Here is a 24296-nt window from a genome sequence, read left to right as displayed (position 1 = left end):
TAGGAGAAGATGAAGATGAAAAAGCTACTCAGCGGGGCGGTTGCCGCCTTTAGCCTGGCCGCCAGTTCAGCACTGGCCGCAGATGAGGTGACCTTGCAGCTTAAGTGGGTCACGCAGGCTCAGTTCGCTGGCTACTATGTGGCGAAGGACAAGGGGTTTTATGAGGAAGAAGATCTGGACGTGACCATCCTGCCGGGTGGTCCGGATATTGCACCTGAACAGGTCATCGCCGGCGGCGGAGCAGATGTTATCACCACTTGGATGGCTGCCGGGTTAGCAGCGCGTGAGCGTGGCGTCCCATTGGTCAATATCGCCCAGCCGTTCAAGACAGGCGGGCTGCAGGTAAATTGCCTGAAATCTACAGGAGTGAAAACTCCCGAAGACTTCCCTGGTCGGGTCATGGGGGTTTGGTTCTTCGGTAATGAATATCCGTTCTACGCCTGGATGGCCTCGCTTGGTATCGAAACGGACGGCGCGGATGAAAATGGTGTCACTGTCATGAAGCAGGCGTTTTCAGCTGATCCTTTGATCCAGGGGCAGGCGGACTGTATCTCGACTATGACGTACAACGAGTACCGGCAAATTCTACAAGCTGGCATCGCTCCGGAAGAGCTGGTGACCTTCAACTATCTGGATATGGGTTTCGGTATGCTTGAAGACGGTCTTTATGTCATGGAAGACAACCTGAACGATCCTGCATTCGTCGATAAGATGCAGCGGTTCGTGCGTGCCTCTATGAAGGGCTGGAAGTATGCAGCAGAAAACCAGGAGGAGGCGGCTGAAATCGTCCTGGAATTTGACCAGACCGGAGTGCAAACGTTGGACCACCAGATTTACATGGTTGGCGAAGTTGCCAAACTGATCGAGGGTTCGGACGGGTCTCTGGACCCGGCGGATTACGAGCAGACGGTCAATACGCTTCTTTCGGCCGTATCCGCGGACAACCCGGCGATCACCAAACAACCCGAAGGTGCCTGGACGCATCAGATCACCGATGCGGCATTGAACTAAGCCAAACGGGCATTTCGCACGTCACGACGCGGTCCCAAACGGGGCCGCGTTATTCATTCCGACTGTCGGAATTGTGTATGTACTTGGGGTCAAATCGGGCTAGTATTTCCTTGTAATTTATCGCATTTCATCCGATTTGCGTTGCAACTGGGAAAATAATGCAGGGATTTGCATCAGAATTCAGCGGCGCGCTGTCTTTGATCCTCAATGGGGATGCAGAGCTGTGGGCCATTGTGCTTCTGTCCCTGAAAGTTTCCCTGTTTGCGGTACTGATTTCTGCGCTGATCGGGATGCCGGTTGGGGCAGCTCTGGCTGTTGCCCGGTTCCCCGGACGGCGGGTTCTGATCGTGCTGATGAACGCGCTGATGGGCTTTCCGCCGGTGGTGGTGGGGCTGTTGGTGTATCTGATGCTGTCCCGTTCGGGGCCGCTGGGCGTGCTTGAACTGCTTTATACGCCCACCGCAATGATCATCGCTCAGGTCGTGCTGGTGACGCCCATCGTGGCCGCGCTGACCCGACAAGTGGTTGAGATGCTGGCCGAGGAGTATTCGGAACAACTCCGGTCGCTTGGGGTGTCGCGTCTGGCCTCGGTTCCGGTGCTGCTGTGGGATGCGCGGCTTGCTCTGATCACAGCATTGCTGGCCGGGTTTGGCCGCGCGATTGCCGAGGTCGGGGCGGTGATCATCGTGGGCGGCAATATCAACCACGTGACGCGGGTGATGACCACGACGATCGCGCTGGAAACCTCGAAAGGCAATCTGGCGCTGGCGCTGGCTTTGGGTGCGATCCTGATCGGGATTGCGGTGGCCGTGAATGCGATGGTCAGCGCCGCCAGCCTGCGGGCCGAGCAGGAGGGATTGCGCCATGCGTGATCTGGTCTCGGATATGACAAATCGCCTTCATGTCCGCGACGTGCAGATCCGCCGCAACGGGAAAGCTCTGCTGGACGTTGCTGATCTGACGTTGGACGGGCCGGGGCCGACCCTTTTGCTGGGACCGAACGGAGCGGGTAAAAGCCTGTTGCTGCGCTGTTTGCACGGGTTGATTGTGCCGGATCAGGGGCGGGTGATGCAGGACGACACACCGCTGAACGCCGATCACCTGTCGCGGCAGGCGATGGTGTTTCAGCAGCCGGTTCTGCTGCGACGCTCGGTCTCCGCCAATCTGGATTTTGTGTTGAAACGTCAGGGGCTGGCACGCGCCGCGCGCAAAGCCCGGATCGTTGAATTGCTGGCCGAGGGTGGGCTTGAGGACAAAGCCCGGCAATCCGCGCGTTCACTGTCAGGGGGTGAGGCGCAGCGGCTGGCGATCCTGCGCGCGCTGGCGGTGAACCCCGAGACTTTGTTTCTGGACGAACCCACAAGCGCGCTTGACCCAAATGCCACGCAGATGATCGAACGCATGATCCTGCGCGCGTCGTCTCGGGGTGTGCGGATCGTGATGGTCACTCATGACATCGGGCAGGCGCGGCGGCTGGCGGCGGATATTGTCATGATGCAAGGCGGCCATGTGGTTGAACATGGTTCCGCAAAGCAGGTTCTGGATGCCCCGCAAAGCGAGGCATCCCGGCGCTACCTGGCAGGCGGTTTGGTCACTTAGCAGGAAACTTGGAGGTCGCGATGGTTCGGGCAGTTTTGCGCGCAGCACTGGTGGGTCTTGGCCTGATGGCAGGGACTGCTTTGGCAGAGGAGCCGTTCATTGTCGTGCAATCCACCACGTCTACCCAGAACTCGGGCCTGTTGGACTATATCCTGCCGGGGTTTGAGGCGGAGAGCGGGATCGATGTGCGCGTCGTGGCTGTTGGAACCGGTCAGGCCATTCGCAACGCGATCAATGGGGACGGGGATGTGCTGCTGGTGCATTCTAAGCCGGCCGAGGAGCAGTTCGTGGCCGATGGCTGGGGCGTTGAGCGATTTGACCTGATGTATAACGATTTTGTTCTGGTCGGACCGAAATCGGACCCGGCTGGCGTCAAGGGCGGGTCGGATATTCTGTCTGCATTGGCGGCGATTGAGGCGGTAGAGGCCGTTTTTGTCTCGCGCGGGGATGACAGCGGTACGCACAAGGCCGAGCTCGGCCATTGGGCGGAGGCCGGTATTGATCCGACCGAGGCGTCCGGGACGTGGTATCGCGAAACCGGCTCGGGCATGGGGGCGACGTTGAACGTGGCCAGCGGCATGGGGGCCTATACGCTGACCGACCGGGCAACCTGGCTGTCCTTTGGCAACCGGGGCGATCTTGAAATACTGGTCGAGGGCGACCCGCGTTTGTTCAACCAATATGGCGTGATCCTTGTGAACCCCGACAAACACCCCACAGTGCGCGCCAACGCAGGGCAGAGGTTTATCGACTGGCTGCTGGGGCCGGGCGGTCAGGCGGCCATCGAGTCATTCCGGCTGCAGGGGCAGCAGGTGTTCTTTCCCAACGCGCAGTGAATTGGCCTGCGGCCAATGCCTTCGGCGAGAGTATTTTTGAAAAGATGAAGTTTTACCCGCTGGCGCCATTATGGTGGATCTGTCCCAATCCGTTCAGATCGTAGCCGCCGAATTCGGAGGCCCGGGCGTGGAATTGGTCGGAACGCAAGAAGCGCAGCAATTTCTGCATCGGTGGGTCGAAATAGGCGCGTCGCCAGATGGCCAGATCCAGTCTTTCGGAATGGGTCGGGGCAAAGCCAAGATTGTAGAGGCTGGCTAGCGCACCCAGACCGAACCCGGCCTCGGCTTTTGTGTCGTACAAGGTGATGGCCAGTTCCTCTTCGGTGCGGGCGCAGTTTGGCAGGGCGTTCAGATCATCCCGTGTCATGCCATGCGCTTCGAGCTGCGCGTCAAACAGGCGCTGGCTTGCGGCACTGTTCTGGCGCAGGATGACGCGCCGATTTCTAAGGTCGGCAAACCCGCTAATGTCGGTGACACCGGGGGCGAGCAATAACCCGCGCTGCCGCTGGGCAATTTCGACCAGAACCATGGGCGCTTCGCCCAACGCATCGCGCAGGGAGGTTGTGTTGAACCCATCTTCTTCGTGGATGTGCAAGACCGCGGCTTGCGCGCTGCGATCTGCAAGGCGGGTCAGCCCGTCGAAAGAGCCGTCATAATAAGTCGCCAACCCCGATCCGCTTTCCCGCAGCGCCCAATCCAGCAGAGGATCATGGCTGCCCGCGACGATGGCGGGCAGGGGTGGTTCGGCCACCTGCGGACCGGATCGAGAGGCGTTGAGCCATGCGATCACCTCGGCGCGGGGGAACAGCAGTTTTCCCATGGCGCGGACGCAGGGCACCTCGCCCGAGGAGGCCAGATCGTAGGCCTTTCGCTCGCCGATCCGCAGCAGGTCGGCCAGTTCTTTGGTGGTCAGGTAGTCGGACATTCAGTCAAGGCGCACGGCTGAGCCGGAAGTGGCCTCTTCGGCGCTAAAGCCCATCTGCTCCAGCGTGTAAGGGGCTGCAACGGTGATGACGACCATCGCGGCCAGGGCGGCAAAAAAGGCTTTCATGGTCTCCTCCGGGTTCAGTCCTGGTCAACCGTTGCGCGGCGTAGAAAGGCGATCAAATCGTCCCGGTCCTGTGCTTGGGTAATCCGCTGCATCGGCATCTTTGACCCTGGAATGTAGTGATCCGGCCCTTCTTCGAAAAGGGCATTTATCGTCTCATCATTCCAAATGATATCAGTGTCTTGTAAGGTTTCCGAGTAGAAATAGCCCGGCAAGGTTCCGGCCGGGCGACCGAACAGTCCATACAGCGTTGGACCGGCGCGTCGTTGCCCATCAGGTGTCAGGCTGTGGCAGATCGAGCATTTGCGGGCGAATTGGCGCTCGCCATTGCTCATTTCGTCTGGGTTTTTCAGAAAGCTTGGCTCGACAGCGGCCATTTGGTCTTGATCGCCAAGGGCTGAAACCGGCCAGCTATACATGGCGTCGTCGATGCCGCCCGCGTGGATGTTCTGCCCGTCGGCGGAAAAGGCCAGCGCCCAGACCGGCCCGCGCAGGGTGGCGCGGAAATCCTGCGCGATGCGCCATTCGGTCGTGTCGATCACCATGATGTAGCCTTCGCCATCACCAACCGCCAGCAAGCTGCGGTCGGGGCTGAGGGCAAGCGCAAGGATCGGGCGGCGGTCGAGGGTGAAGTCTCGTTCTTCCCGCGTGGACAGGTCCAGAATGCGCGTGACGCCGTCAACCGCGCCATAGGCGATCCAGTTGTCCTGCGTGTTCAGGATCAATTCGTTGATGCCAAAGCCATGCTCGACCAACCGATCTGTTTCCTGACCGGTGGCAACATCCCAAAGCCGCAGAGCGCCATCGACCCCCGCAGAATAAAGATGCGCGCCATCTGGCGAAAAGGCCACTGCGTTCACACCGCTGCCGGTTGGTCCAAGCAAAACAGGGTCTGACCCGTCGACCGGCCAAAGCCCGATGGTGCCATCCCAACTGGCTGTGGCAACGTGGGTTTTCGAAGCTGCAAGCCCGACGATCTTGCCTTTGTGCTGGCCGACAATTGCACCGCCGGGCCAGCGACGCAAGGTGAAATCGTCCCCGGCGGAATAGATCGCGGTTCCGTTGAACACGACGCTGTTGACGGCGGCTTCGTGGCCTTCAAGCCATTCGGGGGATTTGCCCGACCATAGACCCACGGAATTGTCGAAACTGGCCGTCGCAATGCGCCCGTCCGGCGCGGTGGCGATCCCCATGATCGGGCCGCCATGACCCTTGAGCGTGAAGAACTCGGACCAGGCGGGCAGGGGGACCAGCGCCAGGGCCAGGATCAGCCCGCGCATCTATTCTGCGGGTGAAGCCGCTGCTTTACCGGCCTCTTTTTCCTGCACCTCTTCCAGCCACAGCGAGTGGTGCTCGCGCGCCCATTGCTCTTCGACCTCACCGGTTCCCATGGCATCGAATGCGCCCTCCATCCCGACCGAGCCGAGGTAGATATGGGCGATGATGATGGCAATGAAGACATAAGCCACCATAACGTGCCAGACCTGCGCATACTGCATCTCTTCCTGCGGTGCCATTTGTGTCGGCAGGTTCAGGCCCAATGCTTGCGGAATGCCGGTGGCGTTTGCGACCGAGAAAGTCTTGGCAAACATCGGCAATTCAAACGGGAACAGCAGCGACAGGCCCGACAGGCTGATCGAGACGCCCAGCAGGATGCAGGCCCAGAAGATGATCTTTTGACCGGCGTTGAACTTTTTGGCGGGCGGGTGAGAGCCTTTGGTGAAAAGCCCCCCTCCGGCAGCCAGCCATTTCAGGTCCGTGCGGTTTGGTATGTTGTGGGCGATCCAGTTCACGGTGACGATGATGAGCCCAAGCATAAAGGCCCAGGCCAGGTTGTTGTGCAGCCATTTGCAGCCCTGGGCGATGGTCGCGAAGCCTTCCTTGCCGAAGATCGGGATCAGGAAGTCGCGCCCATAAAGCGTCAGCAGGCCGGTAAGGCCGAGGATCAGGAAGGACCCGGCAAACAGCCAATGCCCGAAGCGTTCAAAACTGGTAAAGCGCAGGACAGTCCGGCCGGTTTTCTCGCCATCAATACGGATTTTTCCGCGGATCAGGAAGAACAAGACGATGATCGCAAGCATTCCTGCGACGATATAGCCGCCGTATTCGCGCAACGGTCCGGTGCGGAATTCCCACCACCACATGCCGCCGTCCTGTATCAGAACACTGTCGGCAGGCCCACGAGATGAGACGGTGACGACTGCCGAACCAAAGCGCAACGCACGGTAGACATCGCTGTCCGATGACACGCCGCTTGGGCCAAACTGGCCCAGCAGACCCTCGACATTGCCCTGGCCGGTGTTTTCCGAACGATAGGCGTTATCCACCTGTTCGCCGCGCTGTCGGGCCAGAATATCCTCAAGCGTCGTCGCGCCGCCGGTCGAACTGCGCTCGGTCGTGGGGGCAGGTGCTTCGGTCTCGTCGGATTGCGCAAGTGCGGCCTGCGCCAGTCCAATCGTAAGCGATAGTGCGAAGAATAAGCGGAACATCTGAACCTCGGTCAAAATTCCAAAGCAGGCGACCCGCACGGGCGGGTCACCTGAGTTTGATGCAGACGGTTTATCCGTCTTTCTGGTCGTAGGCCGTGCCCCAACCCCACGCGCCCGAACCAAACCCGCGCGCGACGACGCGCTCGCGGTAGATGGCCGAGACCACGTCGCCGTCACCGGCAAGCAGGGCCTTGGTGGAACACATCTCGGCGCAGATGGGCAGTTTGCCCTCGGCGATCCGGTTGCGACCGTATTTGGCGAACTCTGCGGTCGAGTGCGTTTCCTCGGGACCGCCGGCGCAGAAGGTACATTTGTCCATCTTGCCGCGCGATCCGAAGTTGCCCGCCTGCGGGTATTGCGGCGCGCCGAACGGGCACGCGTAGAAGCAATAACCACAGCCAATGCACAGGTCCTTGGAGTGCAGGACAACCCCTTCTTCGTTCTGATAGAAGCAGTCGACCGGGCACACCGCCATGCAGGGCGCATCCGAGCAATGCATACAGGCCACCGAGATCGAGCGTTCGCCCGGGTCACCGTCATTGATCGTCACCACCCTGCGGCGGTTCACGCCCCACGGCACCTCGTGTTCGTTCTTACAAGCGGTGACGCAGGCATTGCACTCGATGCAGCGTTCGGCGTCGCAGAGAAATTTTGCTCTTGCTGCCATTTTTCTCTTCTCCTCCCTTACGCTGACCAGATTTTGCAGAGAGTCGCTTTGGTCTCCTGCATCTGGGTCACTGAATCGTAGCCATAGGTCTGGGCGGTGTTGGTACTTTCACCCAGCACATATGGGTCTGCACCGGCGGGGTATTTGTGCCGCTGGTCCTCGCCCTGGAAATGGCCACCAAAGTGGAACGGCATGAAGGCCACACCGGCACCGACCCTGTTGGTCAGCATCGCCATCACCTTGACCTTGCCACCCTCAGGACCTTCGACCCAGACCTGTGACCCGTCACGAATGCCCAGGTTGTTGGCATCGCGGGGATTGATCTCGACGAACATGTCCTGCTGAAGCTCGGCCAGCCACGGGTTCGACCGTGTCTCATCACCGCCGCCTTCATATTCGACCAGACGACCTGACGTTAGGATTATCGGGTAATCCTTTGAAAAGTCGTTCTTTTGGATCGAAGCATAAAGGGTGGGCAGGCGATACGCGTGCCGGTCTTCGTAGGTCGGATAATCCTCCACCAGATCGCGCCGGTTGGTATAGAGCGGTTCGCGATGCAGCGGGATCGGATCCGGGAAGGTCCAGACAACCGCGCGGGCTTTGGCGTTCCCGAAGGGCGCACAGCCATGCTCGATCGCAACCCGCTGGATGCCGCCGGACAGGTCGGTTTTCCAGTTGGTCTCTGGTCCCGCAACGGCGTCGATGGCTGCGCGTTCCTCAGCCGTCAGATCGCCGTCCCAGCCGAGGTCCATCAGCATCTGCATCGTGAATTCGGGATAACCATCCTGAATTTCCGATCCAACGCTATAGACCCCTTCGGCCAGCAGGTTGTCACCATCGCGTTCCACCCCGAAACGAGCGCGGAAAGTCAGGCCACCTTCGGCCACCGGCTTGGACATATCATAGAGGTTCGGTGTCCCCGTATGACCCATCTCGGCCGTGCCCCAGCAGGGCCATGGCAGTCCGTAATACTCGCCGTCGTTTGGCCCACCAATGGCTTGCAGCGTGGTTCTGTCGAACGTGTGCTGGTTGGCCATATGGCTTTTCAGACGCTCCGGCGACTGACCAGTATAGCCGATGGTCCAGAGGCCCGCGTTGAACTCACGCGTGATGCTTTCAACGTTGGGGGTCTCGGCATCCTCCATCTCGATATTGCGGAACAGACGATCCGCCCAGCCGAACTTGTTGGCGAACTTGGCCATGATGACCTCGTCCGGCAGGCTTTCGAACAGCGGATCCACCACCTTGTCGCGCCACTGAAGCGAGCGGTTCGACGCGGTGACAGAACCACGGGTTTCGAACTGCGTACAGGCGGGCAGCAGGTAAACGCCATCGGTGCGGTCATGCAGCACGGCGGAAACGGTGGGATACGGGTCGATCACGACCAGCATGTCCAGCTTCTCCATCGCCGTTTTCATTTCCGTCATCCGGGTCTGCGAGTTGGGCGCGTGGCCCCAAAGAACCATGGCGCGGACGTTGTTGTCCTGATCCATGTTGGCCGGGTCTTCCAGAACACCGTCGATCCAACGAGAGACCGGGATGCCGCGCTCATTCATCAGCGGCTTGTCCTTGCCTTCCTTGTCCTTGATCGTGGCGAACTGACCTTTAAGCCAATCCAGATCCTCACCCCAGACGCGGCTCCAATGGCCCCATGCCCCTGCGGACAGGCCGTAATAGCCGGGCAGAGTGTGGGACAGAACACCAAGGTCCGTTGCGCCCTGCACGTTGTCATGGCCGCGGAAGATGTTGGTGCCACCACCCGAGGTGCCCATGTTGCCAAGCGCAAGCTGCAGCACGCAATAGGCGCGGGTGTTGTTGTTGCCGTTGGTGTGCTGGGTTCCACCCATACACCAGATCACGGTGCCGGGGCGGTTGTTAACCATGGTCCGGGCAACGCGTTTCAGCTGCGAGCCGGGAACGCCGGTCACACGCTCGGTCTCTTCCGGGTTCCAGTTGGCAACTTCGGTGCGGATCTGGTCCATACCCCAGACACGGGTACGGATGAACTCTTTGTCCTCCCAACCGTTATCGAAGATGTGCCACAGGATACCCCAGATCAGCGCAACGTCTGTGCCGGGACGGAACCGGACATATTCATCCGCATGCGCTGCCGTGCGCGTGAATCGCGGGTCGCAGACGATCAGCGGAGCGTTGTTCTGCTCTTTCGCGCGTAGAACGTGCAGCAGCGAGACGGGGTGCGCCTCGGCCGGGTTGCCGCCGATGATGAAGATGGCCCGGGAATTGTGGATGTCGTTATACGAATTGGTCATGGCGCCGTAGCCCCATGTGTTCGCAACACCCGCAACGGTGGTTGAGTGGCAGATACGGGCCTGATGGTCCACGTTGTTCGTGCCCCAATAGGCGGCGAACTTGCGGAACAGATAGGCCTGTTCGTTATTGTGCTTGGCCGAGCCCAGCCAGTACACGCTGTCCGGCCCGGATTCCTGACGGATGTTCATCATGCCGTCGCCGATCTCGTCGATCGCCTGTTCCCAGCTGATGCGCTTCCACTCGCCGCCTTCCTTTTTCATCGGATATTTCAGGCGGCGTTCGCCATGGGCGTGCTCGCGGACCGAGGCCCCCTTGGCGCAGTGTGCACCCAGGTTGAACGGGCTGTCCCAGCCGGGTTCCTGCCCGACCCAGACACCGTTCCGCACTTCGGCAACCACGGTACAGCCGACCGAACAGTGGGTGCATACGGATTTGATGTTTTCAACGGCTGCGTTTGCCGCTGTCTGGGCGCTGGCTGGCGTCACGGTTCCACCCGTGGCGCTGATCGCGGCAAGGCCGCCGATCGTCAGGCCCGAGCCACGCAGGAATGCGCGGCGATCGACGGTTTTTTCGCCGACCTGGGACAGGATACTTGTCCGCTGGGGGCGTCTCGCAACCCCGTTGGTCTTTTTCCTTAACATTGGTTTCCTCCCTTGCTGGCCATGTAAGCCATGGCTGGCTTGGTGCTGGTGATGCCGACGTCAGGGCCAATCGCAACCGTCAGTCGGATGGTGAAAACGTCCGATCCTAGAACCGGGTGCTTTCATCGTCGCTCAAAAGCGCGTGCTTTCGAGATATGCGCGGGTGTGCGCGGTGTCCTGCATGCGGGTCTCATCCGTTGGCAGCTCGGCTGCTTCGGCCTGACCGCTCAGGCTGGCGGCGGCGACGGCAGCGGGTGCTGCGGTTCCGGCCAGTTTGAGGAAGTTCCGGCGCGTGGTGCCTTCTTCCTTGGTCTTGCTCATGGGCTCCTCCTGTCCCAGTTGCGATCTAGCGCCAAACGGGGCGCTGGCGAGTGACAGCGCATCACGCTGTCGTCATTCGGAATGCCTCGCGTTCGATCTCCATGAACACCCGACCGGCTGTGCCGACCGAGGCATAGAGAACCGACGCTTCGGCGGCTTCCAAATCCGAATAGAAATGTGCGGCCCAGGGGCCGATATGTTTGTTCCAGAACGCTTTTTGGTCTTCCAGCGTGGCGGGTGAGCCAAAGCGGCCTACGATCATACCCGCCATCATCTCCATCAGTGAGGCGATGTTGTCCTCGGGCTCGAACACATTCTGCGCCCGAGTGATCCCACGCGCGGCCATGTCGTTGCGAAGCTGCGCGAGGGGTTTTTCGTTCAGGAACCCGGTCAGGTAGAAACTTGCGTAAGGCAGCAATTCTCCACGACCCAGCCCAATGAACAGCGCGTTGAACTCACGCTCGGCGGCAGCGGGTTTGGTGACTTTTGCCACCCGCGCCATCGCCTGAATGGCCTGACCCAGATCGGTGTCGTCGCCGCTTAGGCCCGCCATCTGGTCCAAAAGCAACTGATCGGGCGGGCCAGCCAGCAGCAGACCCAGAAAGTTGTAGAAATCAGCGCGCAGCCGATCTTCGGCTGAGATGTCTATGGTCTGCGCGTTATCTGCGGTCATGCGTTATCCTTCGAATTCAAATCTCATACGGCGCGGGGCAGGGGGCAGTTCAGCCTCTTCCGGCTCGTGGGCGGCGGCTACCAAAACGGGTTCAGGAGGGGCTTGATCCAAAGCCGGTTCCTGTTCGATCTCAGGTGGCTCAGCCAGGTCTTGCGGCGTTTCTTCCTCTGCCTCAGCAGCTAGTGCTTCGACATGCGCCAACATGCCTTTGCCAACCTGATACGCTGTCTGGAGGTTCTCGATGACGCAGGCGGCGTCCGTGTAATCCTCGCCGTAATCGACCAGCCCATCCACATTGGCCAGCACCGGGTTCAGCCGCCACAACCGACGTAGCGCCCGACGACGCAGCCGATCCGGCACCGCCTTGGCCATGAAGCCCGAGACATCGTCGCCCGCCTGCAACTGATCCGGGTCGGGCAAGTTGAACTCGGCCAAAATTTCGGCGTCGGTCTTTTCTTCCAGTTCGGTGTGCTGTGCTGCGATAGCCTGTTCTTCTGCCGCAATCACTTCGGCCTCGGCTTCGGCCTGAACGGCAGCTTTGCGGCGGGACCAGAAATCGCGGGCTTGGGTCATTGCACAACCCTCCGTGGGGCGCGGTAGACGTCCGAGTCCTGCCGGATTCGCGCGTCGCCCTTGCCGTCCTCAATCAGATCGGTCCGTTTCTTGTCGCGACGGCGTTTGACGAAAACCTCATCGCGGTGGTGCTCAAGGGTAAAGTCCCGCATCCAGGCAATCAGGCCATCGGTCATCGGGATTTTTTCGACGATCTCTTCGCCGGTATCGGCGTAATCCTGACCTTCGAAGGGCGAGGCGGTGATCAGCACCGCATCCATCGGGCGTTTCCCGTCCAAAGCATCGCGCAGAACCAGATAGATCGAAGGCTGACCGTCAGACAGGTTGACCATGTAAGCCTCGGTCTCATCTGCCCACAAGGTCAGGGGCAGGGTGGCGGCGTGATATTCGACCGCTTCGCCTTCGCGCCGCAACTCCAGCCAATCGGCCGGGCCCGCTCCGGGCAGCGCCGCGACAGCGCGCCAGTTCCACTTGGCCCAGCGGGTCACACCGGGTGTTTTGCGCACTACGACGCCAACAGGCATTTCGATACGGCTTGCGGCCTTGGCCACTGGCTCCTCCCCGTAAGGCTCTCCCCTGCCTTACCTAGCGTCTACTATGGTACACATAGCGCTATCATGCCAAGTCTCAATGACGTGAAAACAGGCGTGATCACCTAGAATTTAACATGTGAAATTCCGACCGATTCAGTCGGAAAACAAGGGGATTTACGTTTTATCCAACAACTTGCCGCTGCCTGGGCGCAGGGGCTGGATTACTAGCGGCAGGATACCATCTAATGTAGACAAGTAAGGAAGCTGTCCGGGGGAGGGACATGGCCACCAAACTCATCCTATGTGACTGCGAAGGGTCACAGCCCGTTGACGCCGACCGGATAGGCTCTGCCTGCGATGTCGAATGTTCCAGAACCCACACCGCCCTGTGCACCCGCGAGCTTGGCTTGGTGGCCGAGTTCATGAAAGGCGATGATCCGGTTCTGATCGCCTGCGGGCAAGAGCAGGAGGTGTTCCGCGATCTGGCCGGGGATCTTGAGGTCGACATACCCGCCTTTGTAGACCTGAGGGACCGCGCCGGTTGGTCGGATCAGGCCCGGGACGCCGCACCCAAGATGGCCGCGTTGGCCGCCGAGGCGTTGGTGCCCTTGCCAATCACACCCAGCGTAGATGTGATCAGCGAAGGGACGTGCTGCATCATTGGCCCCGCCGAGGCTGCGTTTGAATTGGCGGAACGTCTGTCCGGTACCTTGGCGGTCACGGTTTTGACGTCCGAGGACAGTGTTCCCTTCAGCCGCGCTTTTGATGTGGTGCGCGGGCAAGTACGATTGGTCACTGGTGCCTTGGGGGGATTCTCGCTGCAGATCGATCAGGTTCAGCAGGTCGAACCGGGTGGGCGCGGGGCCTTCACATGGTCAGATCCCCGCGATGGTGCGAAATCCGCATGCGATATCCTGATTGACCTGACCGGCGGCACGGCCTTGGTTCAGGCCCCGACCAAGCGCGAAGGGTATCTGCGCGCTGACCCGCGCGATCCGGTGGCGGTTGCCCGTCTGGCCTTTGACGCCGCGCAGTTGGTGGGGACCTTCGAAAAGCCGCTATATGTCCGGTTGGAGGAAACCCTGTGTGCTCATTCCCGCGCCGAACAGGTTGCGTGCACCAATTGCCTCGACATCTGCCCGACTGGCGCAATCACCCCGGCGGGTGAGCATGTTGCGATTGACCCGATGATCTGCGCGGGTTGCGGGGCTTGCGCCGCCCTGTGCCCCTCGACCGCGATTACCTATGAGGACCCGCCCGTGTCGGCGATCCTGTCCCGGATGCATGTTCTGGCCCGCACTTACCGCCGGGCCGGAGGTGCAGCGCCGCGCCTGCTGGTGCATGATATCCACGGGGCCGAGATGATCCGTCTGGCCGCGCGCTTTGGCCGGGGTCTGCCCGCTAACGTGATCCCGATGGAGTTGAGCGTGATTTCAGGCTTTGGCCATGCAGAAATGCTGGCCGCCCTGGCCCATGGCTTTGCGCGGGTCGATATACTGCTTGCCCCCACAACCGAGCGGGACGCGCTGGACCAAGAGCTTGAACTGGCGAAAGCCATAGCCGGAGATGGCGCATTGGGACTAATTGATGAGGCTGACCCGGACACCGTGTCGGATCAGCTTTACGCGCAAGAGGTTCCGACACCGCTGGCCGATCCGGTTCTGCCCTTGGGCAACCGTCGGCAAATCACCCGGTTGGCTGCGCAGGCCCTGAACCCAGAAGCCGACGCGCCTTTGTCACTGCCGGAAGGTGCGCCATATGGGGCAGTTGCGGTGAACACCGACGCCTGCACCTTGTGTCTTAGCTGTGTGTCGCTTTGCCCATCGGGGGCATTGATCGACAACCCGGACAAACCGCAACTGAACTTCCAGCAGGACGCCTGCCTGCAATGCGGCCTTTGCCGGAATATCTGCCCGGAAGATGCAATTGCTTTGGTGCCGCAGCTTGACCTGAGCGATGCGGCCCTGTCCCAGCAGGTGTTGAACGAAGAAGAGCCGTTTGCCTGCGTGGAATGCGGCGCGTTGTTCGGGGTGAAATCAACGGTCGAGCGCATCATGGAGAAACTTTCAGGCACGCATCCGATGTTTGCCTCGTCCGAGCAGGCGCGGATGATCCAGATGTGTGACAATTGCCGGGTGAATGCGCAGTTCAAGATCCAGGACAATCCGTTCCAGTCCAATCCGAAACCTCGGGTGGTCACTACGGACGACTATTTCTCAAAACGGAAGGATCATTGATGCTGCAGCGGCGCGCCCAGATCCGCCGCATCGATGACCGAGACAAAGGCAAGGATGGCCTCAAGATCGTCCAGCGTCATTTCAACCGGATGAATGGGCGAGGGGCGCGACGGATCGAACGGCGGCGTCAATCCATCGATCTGCGTGAAAGCCGGGTGCGGGTTCAGCGCAAAGAAGGCCTGAAACCGTTCGGACCAGTCGGGCAGGGTGCGCAACACCGCAAAAGACGGGGTCGAGCCCAGACCGTTCATCCGGTTCTGAGGGCCGATCACATGGCACCTGCCGCAATGGGTCATCGACAGTTCCTCGCCCAATGCCGTGTCACCATCGGTGGTCGGGGTGTCGTCGGTAGTGACGACTTCGAAACTGGCGCTGAACGGCGCGCCTTGATCCGGTGCAAAACTCTCGACCGTGCGCTTGCCAATGTCCGACAGCAGCCAGTCACGGAACCGGGACTGGCGCGGGTCGTCCTGAATGCTCAGATGATAGATCACCGTATCGCGGGCAAAGACAGGATCGCCGCTGGGTTCAGCCGACAGCGTCATAACACCGTCTTCTGCGGCAATAACGCGTATCCCGGTCTTGAGTGAAAAGCGCGGAAGAATATGTTGCAAAAGGCCCGTGTCTGAAACCTCGGGCGGGGCGGCAAGGCCGATGGCCTCTTGCGACCCGGAAGGGGTGGCGGTGAGCGTCAGGCTGAGGCACAACAGGACAAAGCGCATGGCCAAACCTAACGGCCAATTGGCAAATGCGTCAAATGAACGAAGAAAGACGGAGACACATGCAATGAAAAGCAACCATGCGATGCAGGGTAAGGGGATGAAGGCATGAGTGTCCGTGACGCGGTTCTTGCAAACCTGAAAAAGATCACCGACCCGGTGTCCGGTCAGGATATCGTCAGCGCCGGTGTCGTGCGCGCGCTGAATGTCGAAGGTGACACCGTGCGGTTTGTGCTCGAGATCGATCCCAAGCAGGCCGAACGCATGGAACCTGTGCGCGCCGCTGCCGAACAGGCCGCGCAGATGGTGGACGGTGTCGCCAAGGTCTCGGCCATGTTGACCGCGCATTCCGACAAGGCCCCGCCGGATCTGAAGCCCAAGCCCAAACCCTCGCAAACCGGGCCGCAGGCGGTTCCGGGTGTGGATCGGATCATCGCCGTTGCCTCGGGCAAGGGTGGGGTGGGTAAGTCCACCGTCTCGGCCAACCTCGCCTGTGCCTTGGCCGCCGAGGGTCGGCGCGTGGGTCTGCTGGATGCGGATGTCTACGGCCCATCGCAGCCCCGGATGCTGGGTGTCTCGGGTCGGCCCGCCAGCCCGGATGGCAAGACGATCCTGCCGCTGCGCAACCATGGCGTCACCATGATGTCGATGGGTCTGATGACCAACGAAGGGCAGGCGGTTGTCTGGCGTGGCCCAATGCTGATGGGCGCGCTGCAACAGATGATGAGCCAGGTGCAATGGGGTGCGTTGGACGTGCTGATCGTCGATCTGCCACCCGGCACTGGCGACGTGCAACTGACGCTGAGCCAGAAGTTCCAGGTGGACGGCGCCATTGTCGTCTCGACCCCGCAAGATGTGGCCCTGATCGACGCCCGCAAGGGGATCGACATGTTCAATCAGCTCAAAACGCCCATCGTCGGTATGATCGAGAACATGTCGACCCATATCTGTTCCAATTGCGGGCATGAGGAACATATCTTTGGCCATGGTGGTGTCACCGCAGAGGCCGAGGCGCTGGGCGTCCCGCTGCTGGGTGAAATTCCGCTGCATCTGGACATCCGTCTGGCCGCTGACGGAGGTGCGCCCATCGTCGTCACCAAACCCGACAGCCCGCAGGCCGAAGCGTTCCGGAAGATCGCCCGCGACATGATTGCCAAGGGTAACGCATGACCGAACCGGTCTTCCCTCCGCTGCTGACGGGCCATCCTGCGCAGGGCGGGGAAGACCCGTTTGAGAAGGCGCCGGCCATGGCGGCACTGGGCTGTGATGCGGGGTCGGTGGTCTACAACATTCAGGCCGACCGCCTGCGCGTGGCCATCGTCTTCGCGCCTGAGGTGCCATTGCAGGATGCCATGGCGATGCTGCCGCTGTGCGCTGTGGGGTTCCAGAATGCGCTGGGCGCGCTGGCTCCGCCCGAAGTGGCCGTGCATCTTGGTTGGGACGGGCTGATCTGCGTGAATGGCGCGAAATGCGGACAGTTCCACGTCGCAGCCTCGACCACCGACCCGGATCAGATGCCCGACTGGCTGGTGATCGGATGGGAACTGGCGCTGCTGCAAACCAGCGATGCACCGGGGAACACCCCGGACATCACCGCGCTGTATGACGAAGGCTGCGCCGACGTATCTGCGACCCAACTGGTGGAAAGCTGGTCACGGCATATGCTGACATGGCTCAACCGCTGGCAAGAGGACGGCAACGCGCCGTTGCACGGCGAATGGCTGGGCCTTCTGCGTGGCGTCGGGGAACCGCTGACCGACCGGGGCGTCTTTCTGGGCACGGATGAGCGGTTCGGTATGCTGATCCGGGACGGCGAAGACACCCACTTGCGCCCGCTGACAGAATTATTGGAGACGACCTGATGAAACTCGCCCGCGCGATCCATTTCGATGAAAGCGACATGAATGTGTTTCATTCCCCAGCGCGGACCGGCGAATGGTGCATCTCGGGCGGGTTCGAATTCTCGAACTGGGGGCAGGGCGATTTGGAAGGGAAATCCCGGCAGGCCTTCGCCAATGGCTGGTTGGGGTTAGAGACCTTCGGGCGCGTGACATTTGTTGCGGTGACCCAGATCGAAGCGGCGGAAAAAGATCAGATCATCCAAAACCTGGCCGAACATTTCGTGCAGCTCTACGGTGCGCCATCGGTCGAGGATGCGCTGGGTGTGGCGCAGGCAGAAATCGAGCATATGTCGGAACTGTGCGATGAGCACGCGCCGAACATCCTGCTGACCGTCGCGCGCGAGCTGACCGAAAGCGGTGTGCACGAGGCATTCCGCGTGATCACGCCGCAAGAAACCCAGCTAGAGGCGCTGGCGGTTCATGGGTCGCTAGACGATTAAACGTTGTCGACAAAGCCGCCGAACTGACCGCGCTTGAAGATCAGGCCCTTGCCGGTGCGGTACATCACTTGTTCCACCTGACCGACAAGGATCAGATGATCCCCGGCCTCGTGTTTGGCATGAAGCTGGCAGTCGAACCGGGCCAGACACTCGGCCAGTTGTGGGCGACCGGCTGCATCCGGTTCCCATTTGGCATGAGAGAAATCGGTGCCGTCGCGCGCGAATTTCAGCGCGGCGTCCTGCTGTTCTTGTGCCATGACGTGGATTGCATAGTGCTGGCACCCGTTGAAGGCGTTGAAACGGTATGAATCCTTGGCAAGACACCATAGCACCAAAGGCGGATCCAGCGAGACAGAGGCAAAAGAGTTCACGGTGATCGCCCGCGGGCCGTTTTCCGTGTGCGTTGTTACGACCGTGACACCCGTTCCGAAGCAGCCCAATGCCTCGCGAAAGGCGGTGCTTTGTTCGGGGCTCGGGGTGAATGTGTTTTCGGTCATTGCACGCTCTTGGTTCCGGCGCGCCTGAGGTGCCACGCGCCATCTGGTTTGTCCATCAAAAGCTTAATGTCGCGCGCATATTTCCCGATCAGTTGAGGTCTTCCAGAAGACGCCCATGTTTGCGTGTCTCGGCAATAACCGCGCCAAACGTGGTCATCTGCCTTGCCTGCAACATCGGCAGCATCCTGACCAAGGCCTCGGCCGTTGCGACGGCGTCCCCAAGGGCGGTGTGGCGCAGCGCCTCGGGGATGGTGACGTCTAGCCGGTCACACACAGCGTCCAGCGTATGCGTTTCGCTGGCCCCAAACAGGACCGCCGACAGCAGAACCGTGTCCAGAATGGGGTGATCCCATTCGACATCCATGCGTTTCGCATGACGGCGCAAAAAGGCCATGTCGAACGGCGCGTTATGCGCCACGATCACGGCGTCGCGGGCGAATTGATGAAACACCCGTCCGGCCTGCGCGATATCCGGCGCGCCCTGAACCATGTGGTCGCTGACCTTGTGCACTTTGGTCGAGGCTGCGGGGATCGGGATGCCCGGATCGACCAGCATGTCCAACTGCTCACCCTCGACGATGCGCCCTTTGATGACACGCACTGCGCCGATCTGAACGATTTCATCCTTGTGCGGCAAAAGGCCGGTGGTTTCGGTATCAAAGACGACGAAGCACAAATCCGACAGGGCGCGCTGCTCGAACGCTTCCTCTGCAGCCGTGGTCAGCAGGTCGAAGTCATAAACCAGGGGGCGGGCGGCCTCAGGCGCAATCCGCGCGGCGCTGTCGTCGAAGATCAGCATATAGCCCGGCGCATCGCCCAAAGGCTTCATACGAGCCTGATAGCTTTGATTGCCGTCAATGCTGATCAGGGTGCATTCGACATCCATGCCGGTCTTGGTCAATCGGGCATAAGCTTTCTCAAGCGGCTCGGGATTGAGGTATTCGAACAGGGACGCGTTGAGGCGTGGGTGTGCGATCTGCGCCAAAACCTCTGCCGCCTGCGCGTCATAAAGAACGATCTTATGCGATGGGCTGGACAGCAGCATGGCCACCGGGATTTCGGTCAACAACGCGGTCAGGCGTTGCTTTTCCGCGGCCAGATTGGCGGTTTCGGCGGCGACTGCCTCGGCGATATTCAGGGTTTTGTCGGATAGCTGATCCGCCAAACCCGCAGCGGCAGGGGCCAGATCACCGAGATATTTCGCCGCATCAACATCCATATCGGTGCTGACCCCGGCATGAGCACGGGCGCGTAATTCAGCCGAGAGGCGCTCAATGGGCTTGGCGACGTTGTCGTCGAACAACAGCCAAACCCCCGCGATAAGCGCCAGCAATCCAAACCCGATCAACAGGCCCGAGAAGACAAAGGCATCCAGCAGTTCCGGCATATCTGCGCGGGCATAGCTGACCCACAGCGCAACGGTGCTGACGGCCACCCCGCCAGCGGCAAGAAGGCAGAAGAACAGAAAAATCCGGATCCGGAGGCTGAGGCGGGTCAGCATGGTTACACTCCGCAGGTTGCCTCGATAATCGGGTCGCCGGTTTCGGCTGTGATCCAGTCGGCGTTCAGCAACTGACCGTCATCGCCAAATTCGGCCCCATCCGCCAGGCTCGCACGGCGATTTTCGGCGCAGTTCACGGCAACGGGCAGTTTGGAGACCGGCGACCAGCGGCCGAAGAAATACAGATCGACCAGACGCTGATCTGGCACCTGATCGTTGGTCTTCACGGAAACCGTATCAATCGCGGCGAACCGGTCTACAAAGGGCACCGCATAGGTCCAGGGGCGATAAAACGCGCGGCTTTCGACCTCTTGGATCACCGCCAGACTGTCTGGCAGAGTGTCCCGGGTGCGGTCATACCAGGAATACTCGCTGGCGATCGTCATCCCGATCATCCCCAAACCTGCCGCAACCGGAGTGGCCCAACGCGGCAACAGACCGCCCGTCAGTTTGTTCAGCACCATCACGATCCCGGCAAAGGCAAAGCCCGCGAATATTGTGCCGATCAGTTCCAGAAACATGCGGTTCCTCCAGTTTTCGGGCGCGACACGCCCCTTCTTCTCGTTCCAAATACGGTCGCCGAAGGCGATCCCTTGTGCGACACAGGCGCAGGTTTAGCCTAGCATCCCCTTGCCGTGACCCACAGCCGATTGCATCGTCTTGATGACAACAAACGCGTCCCGCAAATGGCTGCGCTCAAAATCCGACAGGTCCGAGGGCGGCAGGTAATTATCCGGTTCCCGTCCAGCTTTCACAATCCGGACCTGATGTTCCAGCCGGGTTTCTGCGATCAGGTCATAGGCATCCAATAGGTCCCGCGCCCCAGACGGGCTGAGAACACCTGCCGCCTCGGCAGCTTTAAGGCGCGCGCGGGTGTTTGCCTCGGTCAATTGCCCTTGCAAGGTGTAAATCCGGGCCAGATCGACCACGGGCACGACGCCGTTATGCTTCAGATCCAATGTGTTGCGATGCTCGCCTGACCGGATCGTGGCAAACCCGCGCAGCAAGCCCAGCGGCGGAGTATGTTTGAGCGAGTTCGAGATCATATGCGCCACAAAGATCGAGTTCGAACTGGCCGCTTTCAGCGTGTTGGCGTGCAAATCGGCAAACAGCTCGAACGCGCCGCCGATGGGGCGCAGGTCAAACATGACCGAGGCCAGCATCTGCGCCTCGGGGTTGGGTTTGGCAATCCAGCCGCTGAAATACTCGCGCCAGACCCGCACAGGCTGGCACCAGCGCGGATTGGTCGCCATCATGTCGCCGGGGCAATAGAAATATCCGCACACGTCCAGCCCGTCCGAGACGAACTGCGCAAGTGATTGAAAATATGGCATATCGGCGTCGGAAGCGCTGTCATCCAACATCAGGCAATTGTCCTGATCGGACACGCCTGTCTGTTCCTGCCGCCCTTGTGAACCGCAGGCCAGCCACAGATAAGGAACAGGCGGTGGGCCCAGTTTTTCCTCGGCCAGCGCCAACAGCCGTCTTGTGGCTGTGTCGGCAATATCGGTGATCAGCCGGGTCACGATCTCGTGCCGGTTACCCCCGGCCACAAGCTGCACCAGAAGCTGCGGGATCTCTGCCGTGACCTTGGCCATGTCCTCGGCGCTGTTGGCATTGGCGATGCGGCGCACCAGCTCCGCCGAACTGACGGCCTGATAGTGGGTCAGGTCGGTTTGCGTTACGATCCCGACCAGACGCCCCCCTTCGCAAATCGGGATATGGCCGATCCCACGCTCCATCATCACATGCAGCACATCCGATCCGATGTCCGAAGGCGAAAGCGTCGTGGGGTTCGGCGTCATGATCTGCGAGACCGGGGTATCCGCCGACATCGCGTCCGCCACGTATTTGCCCGAGATATCCCGCAGCGTGGCAATTCCCACCAAGCCATCGGCATCCGTCACGCAGAGGGATGAAATGCGCTTGTCACGCATGATGCGCGCTGCGTCTTGCACCGGCGTCGCAGGGGGGCAGGTGGCCGGGTTATGCGCCATCAGCGTGTCGATGGCACTGGTTGCCAGACTTTGCGGACCGGCCCGGTCGCCGCGTGATCGGTCAAAGAATTTCGATACGATTTCGTGCCCGTCGATCAGCTCGCGCACCAGATCAGGCGGCAGAACGATCAGCACAGATGGCGAATGCGCCCGCGCTTTGGTGGCTGCCTTGCCGTCCTTCAGCAGCCCGCGTTCGCCAAAGGAATTACGCAGCCCAAGTTGCGAAACCACAGCGCCGTTTTCATCGGATATTTCGACCTGACCTTCGTAGATCAGAAATACGCCGGGCAGGGTATGGCCCAGATCATAGACTTCAGAGTCCTCGTCGACCTCCCACACTTCGATCTGCTGGGCGATATCCGCCAGCACCGAGTCGGGAAGCGCGTCATAGGGGTGTACGGATTTCAGAAACCGGGTGATCTGGTCGTGGGACAGGGGCATCAGATACCTCCGGATGGTCTGAGTAAAAATCCCGCCCGGTGGAATGCCGGGCGGGAACAGTAAGTCGAAAGACGCGGCACATAGAGGTTATCCATGCACCGCATCATGCTCATTTATTCTGAGCTGCGCCAGCACCACGGGGAATGCGAACGCTTTCGACCAGATCTTTGATCTCCTGCGGAGTCTCTTTGGTCATACCGGCAACGACGTAGGCAACGCCGAAGTTGATCATTGCACCAATGGCGCCGAACGAGGTCGACTTGATCGGACCCAGCAGCGGGTCAGCATCGGTGAACGAGTTGGTGCCCGGAATGAACAGCCAGCCCTTGTGCAGGAAGATGTAGACCAGGGTCACAACCAGACCAGCCATCATGCCAGCAACCGCGCCGGTGTTGTTGATGCGGGTCGAGAAGATCCCCATCATCAGCGCCGGGAAGATCGAGGCTGCCGCCAGACCAAAGGCCAAGGCCACGGTTTGCGCCGCAAAGCCCGGTGGGTTCAGACCCAGCCATGTTGCGACCACGATAGCCACGGCCATTGCGATCCGCGCCGCCAGAAGTTCACCCTTTTCAGAGATCGACGGGTTGATCGCACCTTTGACAAGGTCGTGGGACACCGCCGACGAGATCGCCAGCAAAAGACCCGCAGCCGTGGACAGGGCAGCAGCCAGACCACCGGCAGCAACCAGACCCACAACCCAACCTGGCAGGTTGGCAATCTCCGGGTTCGCCAGAACCAGGATGTCGCGGTTGAACTTGGTCAGCTCGTTCCCAACCCAGCCTTTTTCTTCAGCGAGTGCCTGCATATCTGCATTGGCATCGTTGTAGTACTGGATCTTGCCGTCGCCGTTTTTGTCTTCCCAATCCAGCAGACCGGTTTTCTGCCATGTGGCCATCCAGTCATAGCGAGGATCGTTGTCGATTTCCTCGACCGACACGGCTCCGCCTTCGATGCCGCCATTGGGCCACATCATGTCACTGATGTTCAGACGCGCCATGGCACCAACCGCAGGGGCAGTCAGATACAGCAGAGCGATGAAGACCAGCGTCCAGCCAGCGGACCAACGTGCGTCAGACACTTTCGGCACGGTGAAGAAGCGCATGATCACGTGCGGCAGACCGGCGGTACCGATCATCAGCGACAGCGTGAACAGCACCATGTTCAGCGTGTTCGAATGGTGGGCCGTGTACTCGTTAAAGCCCAGCTCGGTCACGATCGCGTCCAGCTTGGTCAGCAGCGGCTCACCGCTTGCGGTATCGCCAAATAGACCCAGCGCCGGGATCGGTGTGCCTGTCAGCTGCAGCGAGATGAAGATGGCCGGGATGGTGTAGGCGGTGATCAGCACGCAGTACTGAGCGACCTGAGTGTAGGTCACGCCCTTCATCCCACCAAACACCGCGTAGGCAAACACAACTGCGGCACCGATCAGCAGGCCGGTGGTGTTGTCAACCTCGAGGAAGCGGCCAAAGGCCACGCCCACGCCGGTCATCTGACCGATCACGTAGGTCACCGACGCAACGATCAGACAGACAACCGCAACGACACGTGCGGTCTGGCTGTAGAAGCGGTCGCCGATGAATTCCGAGACGGTGTATTTGCCGAACTTACGCAGGTAGGGCGCAAGCAGCAGAGCCAGCAGCACGTAGCCGCCGGTCCAACCCATCAGGAAGGTCGAGTTGTCATAGCCGGTAAAGGCAATCAGGCCCGCCATCGAGATGAACGAGGCCGCAGACATCCAGTCTGCCGCTGTTGCCATACCGTTGGTGACCGGGTGAACGCCGCGACCGGCGGCGTAGAATTCCGATGTGGAACCCGCGCGGGCCCAGATCGCGATGCCGATGTATAGCGCAAAGGATGCGCCAACAAACAGCAGGTTGATGGTAAACTGATCCATTGTCCCC

General features: G+C 60.5%; 24 protein-coding genes. 8 read left to right on the top strand and 16 right to left on the bottom strand.

What is annotated here, in order from left to right; genetic code table 11:
* Nucleotides 1-15: 15 nt before the first annotated feature.
* The 4 genes from ACR0AC_RS00600 (at nucleotide 16) to ACR0AC_RS00585 (ending at nucleotide 3446) form a co-directional block, all read left to right on the top strand.
* The gene (locus ACR0AC_RS00600) at nucleotides 16-1011 is read left to right on the top strand and encodes an ABC transporter substrate-binding protein (RefSeq protein ID WP_480871633.1); all 996 of its coding nucleotides are present in this window, start codon (nucleotides 16-18) and stop codon (nucleotides 1009-1011) included.
* A 158-nt stretch (nucleotides 1012-1169) separates the two neighbouring features.
* Entirely contained in the window at nucleotides 1170-1883 is a 714-nt protein-coding gene (locus ACR0AC_RS00595; RefSeq protein WP_170451322.1) for an ABC transporter permease, read from the top strand.
* Complete coding sequence (locus ACR0AC_RS00590; RefSeq protein ID WP_480780482.1) at nucleotides 1876-2610, top strand: ATP-binding cassette domain-containing protein; 735 nt, start codon at nucleotides 1876-1878, stop codon at nucleotides 2608-2610. Before ACR0AC_RS00595 ends, ACR0AC_RS00590 begins: the two co-directional genes overlap by 8 nt.
* Nucleotides 2611-2630: 20 nt before the next feature.
* Entirely contained in the window at nucleotides 2631-3446 is an 816-nt protein-coding gene (locus ACR0AC_RS00585) for an ABC transporter substrate-binding protein (RefSeq protein WP_480871632.1), read from the top strand.
* A 52-nt stretch (nucleotides 3447-3498) separates the two neighbouring features.
* On the opposite strand, the gene ACR0AC_RS00580 is transcribed toward ACR0AC_RS00585, so the two are convergent.
* The 10 genes from ACR0AC_RS00580 to ACR0AC_RS00535 all read right to left on the bottom strand — a co-directional run bounded on the left by ACR0AC_RS00580 (nucleotide 3499) and on the right by ACR0AC_RS00535 (nucleotide 12680).
* Nucleotides 3499-4371: a substrate-binding domain-containing protein gene (locus ACR0AC_RS00580; protein ID WP_480871631.1), complete on the bottom strand. Its 873-nt coding sequence runs from the start codon at nucleotides 4369-4371 to the stop codon at nucleotides 3499-3501.
* A complete protein-coding gene (locus tag ACR0AC_RS00575; RefSeq protein ID WP_480581542.1) occupies nucleotides 4372-4497 on the bottom strand; it encodes a hypothetical protein in 126 nt (41 codons plus the stop codon).
* A gap of 14 nt (nucleotides 4498-4511) precedes the next feature.
* Nucleotides 4512-5774 carry a c-type cytochrome gene (locus ACR0AC_RS00570; RefSeq protein ID WP_480780484.1) on the bottom strand — a complete coding sequence of 421 codons (1263 nt, stop codon included), beginning with the start codon at nucleotides 5772-5774 and terminating at the stop codon, nucleotides 4512-4514.
* Complete coding sequence (locus ACR0AC_RS00565; protein ID WP_480780485.1) at nucleotides 5775-6983, bottom strand: formate dehydrogenase subunit gamma; 1209 nt, start codon at nucleotides 6981-6983, stop codon at nucleotides 5775-5777.
* A 70-nt stretch (nucleotides 6984-7053) separates the two neighbouring features.
* Complete coding sequence (gene fdh3B, locus ACR0AC_RS00560) at nucleotides 7054-7650, bottom strand: formate dehydrogenase FDH3 subunit beta (protein WP_039530246.1); 597 nt, start codon at nucleotides 7648-7650, stop codon at nucleotides 7054-7056.
* A gap of 17 nt (nucleotides 7651-7667) precedes the next feature.
* On the bottom strand, nucleotides 7668-10562 hold the full coding sequence (locus ACR0AC_RS00555; RefSeq protein WP_480871630.1) for a formate dehydrogenase subunit alpha: 2895 nt from the start codon (nucleotides 10560-10562) through the stop codon (nucleotides 7668-7670).
* A 132-nt stretch (nucleotides 10563-10694) separates the two neighbouring features.
* On the bottom strand, nucleotides 10695-10883 hold the full coding sequence (locus ACR0AC_RS00550; RefSeq protein ID WP_480871629.1) for a twin-arginine translocation signal domain-containing protein: 189 nt from the start codon (nucleotides 10881-10883) through the stop codon (nucleotides 10695-10697).
* A gap of 61 nt (nucleotides 10884-10944) precedes the next feature.
* Nucleotides 10945-11556: a molecular chaperone TorD family protein gene (locus ACR0AC_RS00545; protein ID WP_170734576.1), complete on the bottom strand. Its 612-nt coding sequence runs from the start codon at nucleotides 11554-11556 to the stop codon at nucleotides 10945-10947.
* 3 nt (nucleotides 11557-11559) lie between these two features.
* Entirely contained in the window at nucleotides 11560-12129 is a 570-nt protein-coding gene (locus tag ACR0AC_RS00540) for a DUF3306 domain-containing protein (protein WP_480871628.1), read from the bottom strand.
* Nucleotides 12126-12680 carry a DUF3305 domain-containing protein gene (locus ACR0AC_RS00535; RefSeq protein WP_170451312.1) on the bottom strand — a complete coding sequence of 185 codons (555 nt, stop codon included), beginning with the start codon at nucleotides 12678-12680 and terminating at the stop codon, nucleotides 12126-12128. The genes ACR0AC_RS00540 and ACR0AC_RS00535 overlap by 4 nt, the downstream gene beginning before the upstream one ends.
* 263 nt (nucleotides 12681-12943) lie before the next feature.
* Here ACR0AC_RS00535 and ACR0AC_RS00530 point away from each other — a divergent pair, with 263 nt between their 5' ends.
* Nucleotides 12944-14899: a 4Fe-4S binding protein gene (locus ACR0AC_RS00530; RefSeq protein WP_480871627.1), complete on the top strand. Its 1956-nt coding sequence runs from the start codon at nucleotides 12944-12946 to the stop codon at nucleotides 14897-14899.
* Here ACR0AC_RS00530 and ACR0AC_RS00525 read toward each other — a convergent pair.
* Nucleotides 14893-15621 carry a hypothetical protein gene (locus tag ACR0AC_RS00525; protein ID WP_170451310.1) on the bottom strand — a complete coding sequence of 243 codons (729 nt, stop codon included), beginning with the start codon at nucleotides 15619-15621 and terminating at the stop codon, nucleotides 14893-14895. The genes ACR0AC_RS00530 and ACR0AC_RS00525 overlap by 7 nt on opposite strands.
* Nucleotides 15622-15726: 105 nt before the next feature.
* On the opposite strand from ACR0AC_RS00525, the gene ACR0AC_RS00520 reads away from it, so the two are divergent.
* From ACR0AC_RS00520 to ACR0AC_RS00510, 3 genes are read left to right on the top strand one after another with little or no spacing between them, the layout of a single operon-like run.
* Nucleotides 15727-16788 (top strand): Mrp/NBP35 family ATP-binding protein, encoded by a 1062-nt coding sequence (locus tag ACR0AC_RS00520; RefSeq protein ID WP_170621666.1) that lies wholly within the window; start codon nucleotides 15727-15729, stop codon nucleotides 16786-16788.
* On the top strand, nucleotides 16785-17480 hold the full coding sequence (locus tag ACR0AC_RS00515) for a biotin/lipoate--protein ligase family protein (RefSeq protein ID WP_480871626.1): 696 nt from the start codon (nucleotides 16785-16787) through the stop codon (nucleotides 17478-17480). The genes ACR0AC_RS00520 and ACR0AC_RS00515 overlap by 4 nt, the downstream gene beginning before the upstream one ends.
* Nucleotides 17480-17959 carry a DUF6505 family protein gene (locus ACR0AC_RS00510; protein ID WP_170451305.1) on the top strand — a complete coding sequence of 160 codons (480 nt, stop codon included), beginning with the start codon at nucleotides 17480-17482 and terminating at the stop codon, nucleotides 17957-17959. The genes ACR0AC_RS00515 and ACR0AC_RS00510 overlap by 1 nt, the downstream gene beginning before the upstream one ends.
* Here the strand turns inward: ACR0AC_RS00510 and ACR0AC_RS00505 are convergent.
* The 5 genes from ACR0AC_RS00505 to ACR0AC_RS00485 form a co-directional block, all read right to left on the bottom strand.
* Entirely contained in the window at nucleotides 17956-18456 is a 501-nt protein-coding gene (locus ACR0AC_RS00505; RefSeq protein ID WP_170518068.1) for a flavin reductase family protein, read from the bottom strand. The two genes, ACR0AC_RS00510 and ACR0AC_RS00505, sit on opposite strands and share 4 nt — an antisense overlap.
* Nucleotides 18457-18544: 88 nt before the next feature.
* Complete coding sequence (locus ACR0AC_RS00500) at nucleotides 18545-19957, bottom strand: 3'-5' exonuclease (RefSeq protein WP_480871625.1); 1413 nt, start codon at nucleotides 19955-19957, stop codon at nucleotides 18545-18547.
* Between the two features lie 2 nt (nucleotides 19958-19959).
* A complete protein-coding gene (locus tag ACR0AC_RS00495; RefSeq protein WP_170518075.1) occupies nucleotides 19960-20478 on the bottom strand; it encodes a hypothetical protein in 519 nt (172 codons plus the stop codon).
* Nucleotides 20479-20571: 93 nt separating this feature from the next.
* Nucleotides 20572-22395, bottom strand: coding sequence for a DUF294 nucleotidyltransferase-like domain-containing protein (locus ACR0AC_RS00490; protein WP_170451298.1), 1824 nt, complete (start codon nucleotides 22393-22395; stop codon nucleotides 20572-20574).
* A 109-nt stretch (nucleotides 22396-22504) separates the two neighbouring features.
* A complete protein-coding gene (locus ACR0AC_RS00485) occupies nucleotides 22505-24289 on the bottom strand; it encodes a sodium:solute symporter family protein (protein ID WP_170451296.1) in 1785 nt (594 codons plus the stop codon).
* Between the last annotated feature and the right edge of the window lie 7 nt (nucleotides 24290-24296).

Source organism: Ruegeria sp. H7, from assembly GCF_056532945.1.
This window is presented reverse-complemented; position numbering and strand designations above follow the sequence as displayed.